Genomic DNA, 6,898 nt, shown 5'->3' with positions numbered 1-6,898 from the left:
ACTCTGTTCCCTAGTGCTTACTTGCCTCTTTTTCTTTTGAGCTATTTTTTTTTTTTTTAGATGTGTATGAGAGACAGGAGCCGGGGGGCCGCGCGCTGCTCGACTCCCTCGCCGGGTACCGCGAGGCCGACGCGCTCGCGGTCTCCTCCCGCCTGCGTGCGGCCGGGCATCCTCCGGAGCGCGTGGCCGCCGCGCTGACCCAGGCCGCGCTGCGGTCCCGGGCGGAGGCCCGCCTCGGGCGGCAGGCGCGCCGGATGCTGTTCACCCGCGACGGCCTGGAGCAGGCCACCCGCCCGCTGGTCGCGGGCCTGCACGCGGACCGGCTGGCGGCCGCGGGGGCCCGGCGCGTCGCCGACCTCGGCTGCGGTCTCGGCCTGGACGCGCGCGCCTTCGCCGACCGGGGCCTGGACGTCGTGGCGGTGGAGCGGGACGCCGTCGTCGCCGCGGCCGCCGAGGTGAACCTCGCCGGCCACCGCGGTGCGCGTGTGGTGCACGGCGACGCCGTGGCCTGGGCCCGCGCCCACGTGCCCGCCGAGGCGGACGCGGTGTGGCTGGACCCCGCCCGCCGTCAGGTCGGCGGGGGCGGGTCCGCGCGCGTGTTCGACCCCGAGGCGTTCTCCCCGCCCCTGAGCGTCGTGACGGACATCGCCGCGACGGGCGTGCCGGTCGGGGTCAAGCTCGGCCCGGGGCTTCCGCACGAGGCCGTGCCGGAGGGCGCCGAGGCCGAGTGGGTGAGCATCGACGGCGACGTCGTGGAGGCCGCCCTGTGGTTCAACGCGGCGGCCCGCCCCGGGGTGCGGCGGGCGGCGCGCGTCATGACCGTCCGGGGTGGGGAGACGACGACGGCGCAGCTCGTCTCCGGCGCGGACTTCGGCGACTCGCCCGAGGTCGAGGCCGTGGGGGAGGAGGGCATGGCAGGGCTCGTCGGCGCGGTCCTGCACGAGCCGGACGGCGCGGTCATCCGGGCCGGACTCGTGACGGACCTGGCCGTGTCCTGGCCCGTGCCGACGCGGCAGCTGGACCCCCACCTGGCCTACCTCGTCGCGCCCGAGCCCGTGCACGACGGCCTGGCCCGCGCCCATCGGATCGAGGCGGTGCACGGCTTCCACCTGGCCTCCCTGCGGCGCTGGGCGAAGGAGACCGGGGTGGGCCGGCTGGACGTGAAGAAGCGGGGCATCCGCGAGACGCCCGAGGAGGTGCGTCGCGCCGTCCTCGGCGGGGCGAAGCCGGGCCGGCGTGGCGGGGCCGGACGGCACGCCACCCTCGTGCTGGCGCGCGTGGGTCGGTCGCGGTTCGCCCTCGAGGTGACGCCGTTGGACTGACGGGGCTCGAGGCCGCGGGCCCCGGGCGGCGGGAGCCGTCGAACCCCCGTTGGGGGATTACGGCACCCTCGTGTACGGTATTCGACTGAGGCAAGGCTCACCTCCACGGGAGCGCGCCCACCACCCCGACTGCTCATCCCGGGGCAGCCCCGCCGCCCAGAAGGAGAACCATGCCGCGTTCCGTCAGCGCCCCCCGCCTCGCCCGTTTCGCCCTGACCTCGGTGGCGGCCCTCGCCCTCGTCGGCTGCTCCGCCGGCGGCGCGGCCACGGGCTCGTCCTCCGCGAGCGCCTCCGGCGAGTCATCGGCCTCCGCGAGCGCCGCCGGCGGCTCCTCGGCCGCCTCGGGCGGCATCGCGACCGGGGTCACCGTCACCGACATGTCCGGCGCCGAGGTCACCCTGCCGGAGGAGGTCGACTCCGTCATCGCCACGGACAACCGCATCTTCCGCACCCTGGACGACTGGGGCGTCGAGCTGTCTGCCGCGCCGAAGCAGATCATGTACAAGGGCGAGGGCGGGCCCTCCTACCTCCAGGACGACTCGGTCGCCGACATCGGCAACCACCGGGAGCCGGACATGGAGCTGTTCGTCACGGCCGAGCCGGACGTCGTGTTCAACGGCCAGCGGTTCAACGAGCGCAAGGCCGAGATCGACGAGCTGACCGGCGACGCCGCCGTCGTGGACACGGACTTCGACGTCACGCAGACCCCCATGGACGAGGGCCTGAAGGAGCTGACCACCCTGCTGGGCGAGGCCACCGGCCACGAGGCCGATGCCGAGAAGCTCATCGCCGACTTCGACGCCGCCACCCAGCGCGCCAAGGACGCCTACAACCCCGAGCAGACCGTCATGGGCCTCATCGCCTCGGGCGGCGAGCTGTCGTACGTCGCGCCCAGCACCGGTCGCGCCATCGGCCCGTTCTTCGACATGCTGGGCCTGACCCCGGCCCTCGAGCAGTCGGGCACCGACAACCACCAGGGCGACGACATCTCCGTCGAGGCCATCGCGAAGTCGAACCCGGACTGGCTGATCGTCATGGACCGCGACGCCGCCATCGGCGAGGAGAACGCCACCGCCGCCGAGCTGATCGAGCGCTCCGAGGCCCTCCAGGACGTGACCGCGGTGAAGGAGGGCAACATCGTCTACCTGCCCGCCGACTTCTACGTCGCCGAGGACATCCAGAACCACACCACCGTCATGGAGGACCTCGCGAAGGCCTTCGAAGGCGCGCAGTGATCCTCGACGTGCGTCACCACGTCGCCGACGCCCCGCCCCGGCTCGAGGAGCCGGGGCGGGGCGACCGCGTGTGCTGGGTCCCGCCCGCCGTCCTGCGGCCCGAGCGCACCCGCTGGCAGCGCACCTGGCCGCTGCTGGTCGGCGTCGTGGTGACCGCGGCCCTCGTCGTGGTCTCGCTGTTCGTGGGCGTGTACGACGTCGGCGCGGAGGGCGGACGCGAGATGTTCGCCATCACGCGCGTGCCGCGCACGGTCGCCCTCGTGCTGGCCGGCGCCTCGATGGCGATGTGCGGGCTGATCATGCAGCTCATGACGCAGAACCGCTTCGTGGAGCCCAGCACCACGGGCACCACCGAGTGGGCCGGTCTCGGCCTGCTGGTGACCATGGTGCTCGTGCCGGGGGCGGGCCTGGTGACCCGGATGGCCGGGGCCATCCTCTTCGCCTTCGTCGGCACCCTCGTGTTCTTCCTCTTCCTGCGGCGTGTGCGCCTGCAGTCCTCCCTCATCGTGCCGATCGTGGGCATCATGCTCGGCGCCGTCGTGGGCGCCGCCTCGACGTTCCTCGCCCTCCAGACGGACATGCTGCAGCAGGTGGGCGCGTGGTTCGCGGGCTCGTTCACCTCCGTGGTCCGCGGCCGGTATGAGCTGCTCTTCCTCGTGCTGATCGTGTGCGTGGCGGTCTTCGTCATCGCGGACCGCTTCACCGTGGCCGGCCTCGGCAAGGACGTCGCCACGAACGTCGGCCTCAACTACGACGCCGTGATCCTCACCGGCGTGGCCATGGTGGCCGTGGCCACCGGGGTGGTCACCGTGGTGATCGGGGCCCTCCCGTTCCTGGGGCTCGTGGTCCCCAACCTCGTGTCCATGGTCCGTGGCGACAACCTGCGCACGAACCTGCCCTGGGTGGTCATGGTCGGCGTGTGGATCGTGATCGTCTGCGACCTGATCGGGCGCACCGTGATCGCCCCGTTCGAGGTGCCCATCTCGCTGATCCTGGGCCTCGTGGGCGCGATCGTGTTCCTCGCCCTGCTGCTGAGGCAGGCCAAGCATGGTTGAGCCGCTCGCGACCGCCCCGGGTCGCATCCCCGCCCCGCCCGGCGGCGCCACCGCGGCCGGGCCCGTCGACGCCGACGCCCCGCGCCGGTCCGGCGCGTTCGTCACCGCCGCCGACCGCCGGAGGTATGCGGTCGTCGTCGCGGTGCTGGCCGTCGTCGCCGTGCTCTCCACCGCCGGGGTCCTGCTCTGGGGCAACGGGGCCGAACCCGGTTCGCGCGCGTTCTGGATGATCGCGCGGATGCGCGTGGAGTCCCTGGGCGTGATCGGCATCGTGGCGCTGTGCCACTCCTTCGCGACCGTCAGCTTCCACACGGTGACGGGCAACCGCATCATCACGCCCTCGATCATGGGGTTCGAGGCGCTCTACACCGCCGTGTCGACCGCCGCCGTGTACGTGCTGGGGGCCGCGGGCGTCGCGGTGCTGACCGGGGTGGGGCCGTTCCTCGCCCAGGCCGCGCTCATGGTGGCGCTGGCGACGGCCCTGTACTCGTGGCTGCTCTCCCGGCCCTACGGCAGCGTCCATCTGATGCTGCTCGTGGGCGTGGTGCTGGGCGGCGGGCTGGCCGCGCTGAGCACGTTCATGCAGCGACTGCTGGACCCGAACTCGTTCGACCTGCTGAGCGCGCGGCTCTTCGGCAACATCTCGAACGCCCGGACCGAGTACGTGGCGATCGCCGCGCCCATCGCCGTCGTCGTGTGCGCGCTGCTGTGGCTGCGCTCCCGCCGCCTGAACACGGTGGCGCTCGGCGCCGACGCCGCGACCAACCTGGGCCTGCACCACCGGCGCGAGCTCATGGTGACGCTGCTGCTGGTCTCCGTGCTGATGGCCATGACCACCGCGCTCGTGGGCCCGATGACGTTCCTCGGCTTCCTCGTGGCGACGCTGGCGTACAGCCTCGTCGACACCCACGACCACCGGTTCATCCTCCCGGTGGCGGCGCTGGCCGGGTACGCGGTGCTCACGAGCGCCTACTTCGTGCTGCGGCACGTGTTCTACGCGGGGGGTGCGGTCACGGTGGTCATCGAGCTGATCGGCGGCATCACCTTCCTGGTCGTCGTGATGAGAAAGGGACGTCTGTGATCGAGCTGCGCGGCGTGGTGAAGCGCCACAGCGACGAGGTGTGCATCGGGCCCGTGGACCTGGACATCCAGGCCGGGGGAGTGACCGCGCTCGTGGGGCCCAACGGGGCGGGCAAGTCCACGCTGCTGACGATGATCGGCCGGCTGCAGGACGCCGACGCCGGGACGATCGCCGTGGGCGGGCACGACATCACCACGACGCCGTCCCGGAGGATCGCGCAGACCCTGTCCATCCTGCGGCAGGAGAACCACTTCGTGACGCGGCTGACCGTGCGACAGCTCGTGGGGTTCGGGCGCTACCCGTACACGCGCGGCCGGCTGACCCTGGAGGACGAGCGGCACGTGTCCGACGCGATCGACTTCCTCAACCTCGGCCCGTTCGAGAACCGGTACCTCGACCAGCTCTCGGGCGGCCAGCGGCAGCGCGCGTACGTGGCGATGGTGCTGGCGCAGAACACCGAGTACGTGCTGCTGGACGAGCCGCTGAACAACCTGGACATGCAGCATTCGGTGCAGATGATGCAGCAGTTGCGCCGGGCCGCCGACGAGCTGGGCCGGACCGTGGTGATCGTGCTGCACGACATCAACTTCGCCGCCCACTACGCCGACCGGATCGTGGCCATGGGCGACGGCCAGGTGGTGGAGACCGGCACCCCGGCCGAGATCCTGTGCCCTGAGGTGCTGGAGCGGATCTTCAAGACCCCCTGCAGCGTGGTGGACGGACCGCACGGGCCGCTGGCCGTGTACTACTGAGCGGGGCGACGGTGAGGCCGGCCCGGGTCGGTCCGGGCGGGGGTCGGGTGCCCGGCCGACGCGAGCGTTCCGTGGGCAGAACCCGCCGGGTCTCGCCTTCCGGGGGCAGAACCCGCGTGTTTCCAGGTTCCGTGGGCAGAAGCACCCTCGCTTCTGCCCACGGAACCCCTGCGCATGGACGGCAGGGCCATACGCGACGACGACGTCAGGCATCCCAGCCGTTCGAGACCTGTGCCCGTCGTCTGAGGACGGCCTCGATCACCCGCGCGTATCCCTCGCCGACGTCCCGGCTCGTGACGTGCAGGGTCATCTGCCCACGCTCCGCGTAGTACTGGTCTCGCCGGGCGTCCCGGGCGTGTTGCTCGGCACTCCGGTGCACCTCGCCGTCGTACTGGAGGACGAGCCGGCAGTCCTCGAACCACAGATCGGCCTCGGGGGCGTCCCGCCGCCCGGGGTCGAACACGTGCTGCAGCGTCGGCTCGCCCAGCCCCGCCTCGACGAGCGCCAGCCTCAGCCGGGTCTCCTGCGGCGAGTCGGCACCCACCCGTACGCGCTCGAGCGCCGCCGTCGCCCGCGGTCTTCCGACGAACCGCCCGAGCGGCCGCATCGCCTCGTGCAGCGCGGTGACCGTGGTGATGGGAGGCCGCCGGCCGCGCGGGGACCAGGGGTGACGGACCAGGTGGTCACCCGCCGACACGAGGGATGCCTCGTCCCAGGGGTGGCCGATCGAGCACAGATCGAGCCAGGTCCGTTCCGGCGTCGTCACCCGTAGCCCGAGCACGGAGGTGACGTGGCCGGCGGGCAGGGGTCTGCGGTGCTCCATGACGCCGGGGATCCGCGCCCGTGCGGTGCCGCGGTGCAACGTGATCTCGACGGCGGCGCGTCGCGTGGCCCCGCCCGGGGGAAGCGGGAGGCCGTGGAGGTGCGCCGCCGTCTCGTGGGAGAGAACGGCGTCGGGACGGGACCGCAGGAGGGCGGTCAGCAGGTCGAGGCCGACCCCGTGGTGCGGCGGCGGGAGCCCGGCAGACTCCCAGGTGCGCAGCGGCATGTCACGGCGACGGTGGATGCCGCGGGCGAGGCGGAGGACGTCGGACCGCCGCACCCGGCTGGGCGGCAGACCGCGTTCGAGCACGTCGCGGGTGGTGAAGACGGGGACGAGGGGGAGATCGGGGGCGAAGGACATGGGTCGACCTTGACGCGGTCGGCCTGACGACGGCCGGGCGGGCCGCGTGTCTGTGCACACCGGCGCGGGGTGGGCCGGCTGTGCAGGACTCGGCGGCGGCCGGTTGTCCCGCCGGGACGACGTCGTCATGGCTCGGTGGGCAGAACTGCGAGGAGTTCCGCCCACGCAACATCCGTGGGCAGAAGAGAGGGCGCTTCTGCCCACGGAGATCGAAAACCTGCGGATGCTGCCCACGCGATGGGCGGGGGTGTGGTTTCTGCCCACGGAGGG

The 6,898-nt window shown here is 72.5% G+C and carries 6 protein-coding genes; 5 read left to right on the top strand and 1 reads right to left on the bottom strand.

What is annotated here, in order from left to right; translation table 11 throughout:
• Positions 1 to 62 precede the first annotated feature (62 nt).
• The 5 genes from J1M38_RS01055 to J1M38_RS01035 all read left to right on the top strand — a co-directional run bounded on the left by J1M38_RS01055 (position 63) and on the right by J1M38_RS01035 (position 5,445).
• Positions 63 to 1,322, top strand: coding sequence for a methyltransferase (locus J1M38_RS01055; protein ID WP_206501148.1), 1,260 nt, complete (start codon positions 63 to 65; stop codon positions 1,320 to 1,322).
• 170 nt (positions 1,323 to 1,492) lie between these two features.
• Positions 1,493 to 2,557, top strand: a complete 1,065-nt coding sequence (locus J1M38_RS01050; protein WP_123244478.1) for a siderophore ABC transporter substrate-binding protein — start codon at positions 1,493 to 1,495, stop codon at positions 2,555 to 2,557.
• Positions 2,554 to 3,612, top strand: a complete 1,059-nt coding sequence (locus J1M38_RS01045) for an ABC transporter permease (protein ID WP_080981700.1) — start codon at positions 2,554 to 2,556, stop codon at positions 3,610 to 3,612. The genes J1M38_RS01050 and J1M38_RS01045 overlap by 4 nt, the downstream gene beginning before the upstream one ends.
• Complete coding sequence (locus J1M38_RS01040; RefSeq protein WP_134377077.1) at positions 3,605 to 4,693, top strand: iron chelate uptake ABC transporter family permease subunit; 1,089 nt, start codon at positions 3,605 to 3,607, stop codon at positions 4,691 to 4,693. The genes J1M38_RS01045 and J1M38_RS01040 overlap by 8 nt, the downstream gene beginning before the upstream one ends.
• On the top strand, positions 4,690 to 5,445 hold the full coding sequence (locus J1M38_RS01035) for an ABC transporter ATP-binding protein (protein ID WP_134377076.1): 756 nt from the start codon (positions 4,690 to 4,692) through the stop codon (positions 5,443 to 5,445). The genes J1M38_RS01040 and J1M38_RS01035 overlap by 4 nt, the downstream gene beginning before the upstream one ends.
• A 205-nt stretch (positions 5,446 to 5,650) precedes the next feature.
• Here the strand turns inward: J1M38_RS01035 and J1M38_RS01030 are convergent, their stop codons facing one another.
• Positions 5,651 to 6,628 carry a hypothetical protein gene (locus tag J1M38_RS01030; protein ID WP_036315903.1) on the bottom strand — a complete coding sequence of 326 codons (978 nt, stop codon included), beginning with the start codon at positions 6,626 to 6,628 and terminating at the stop codon, positions 5,651 to 5,653.
• Positions 6,629 to 6,898: the final 270 nt, after the last annotated feature.

The sequence above is a fragment of the Micrococcus sp. KRD070 genome, from assembly GCF_017168435.1.
Lineage (GTDB): Bacteria > Actinomycetota > Actinomycetes > Actinomycetales > Micrococcaceae > Micrococcus > Micrococcus luteus.
This window is presented reverse-complemented; position numbering and strand designations above follow the sequence as displayed.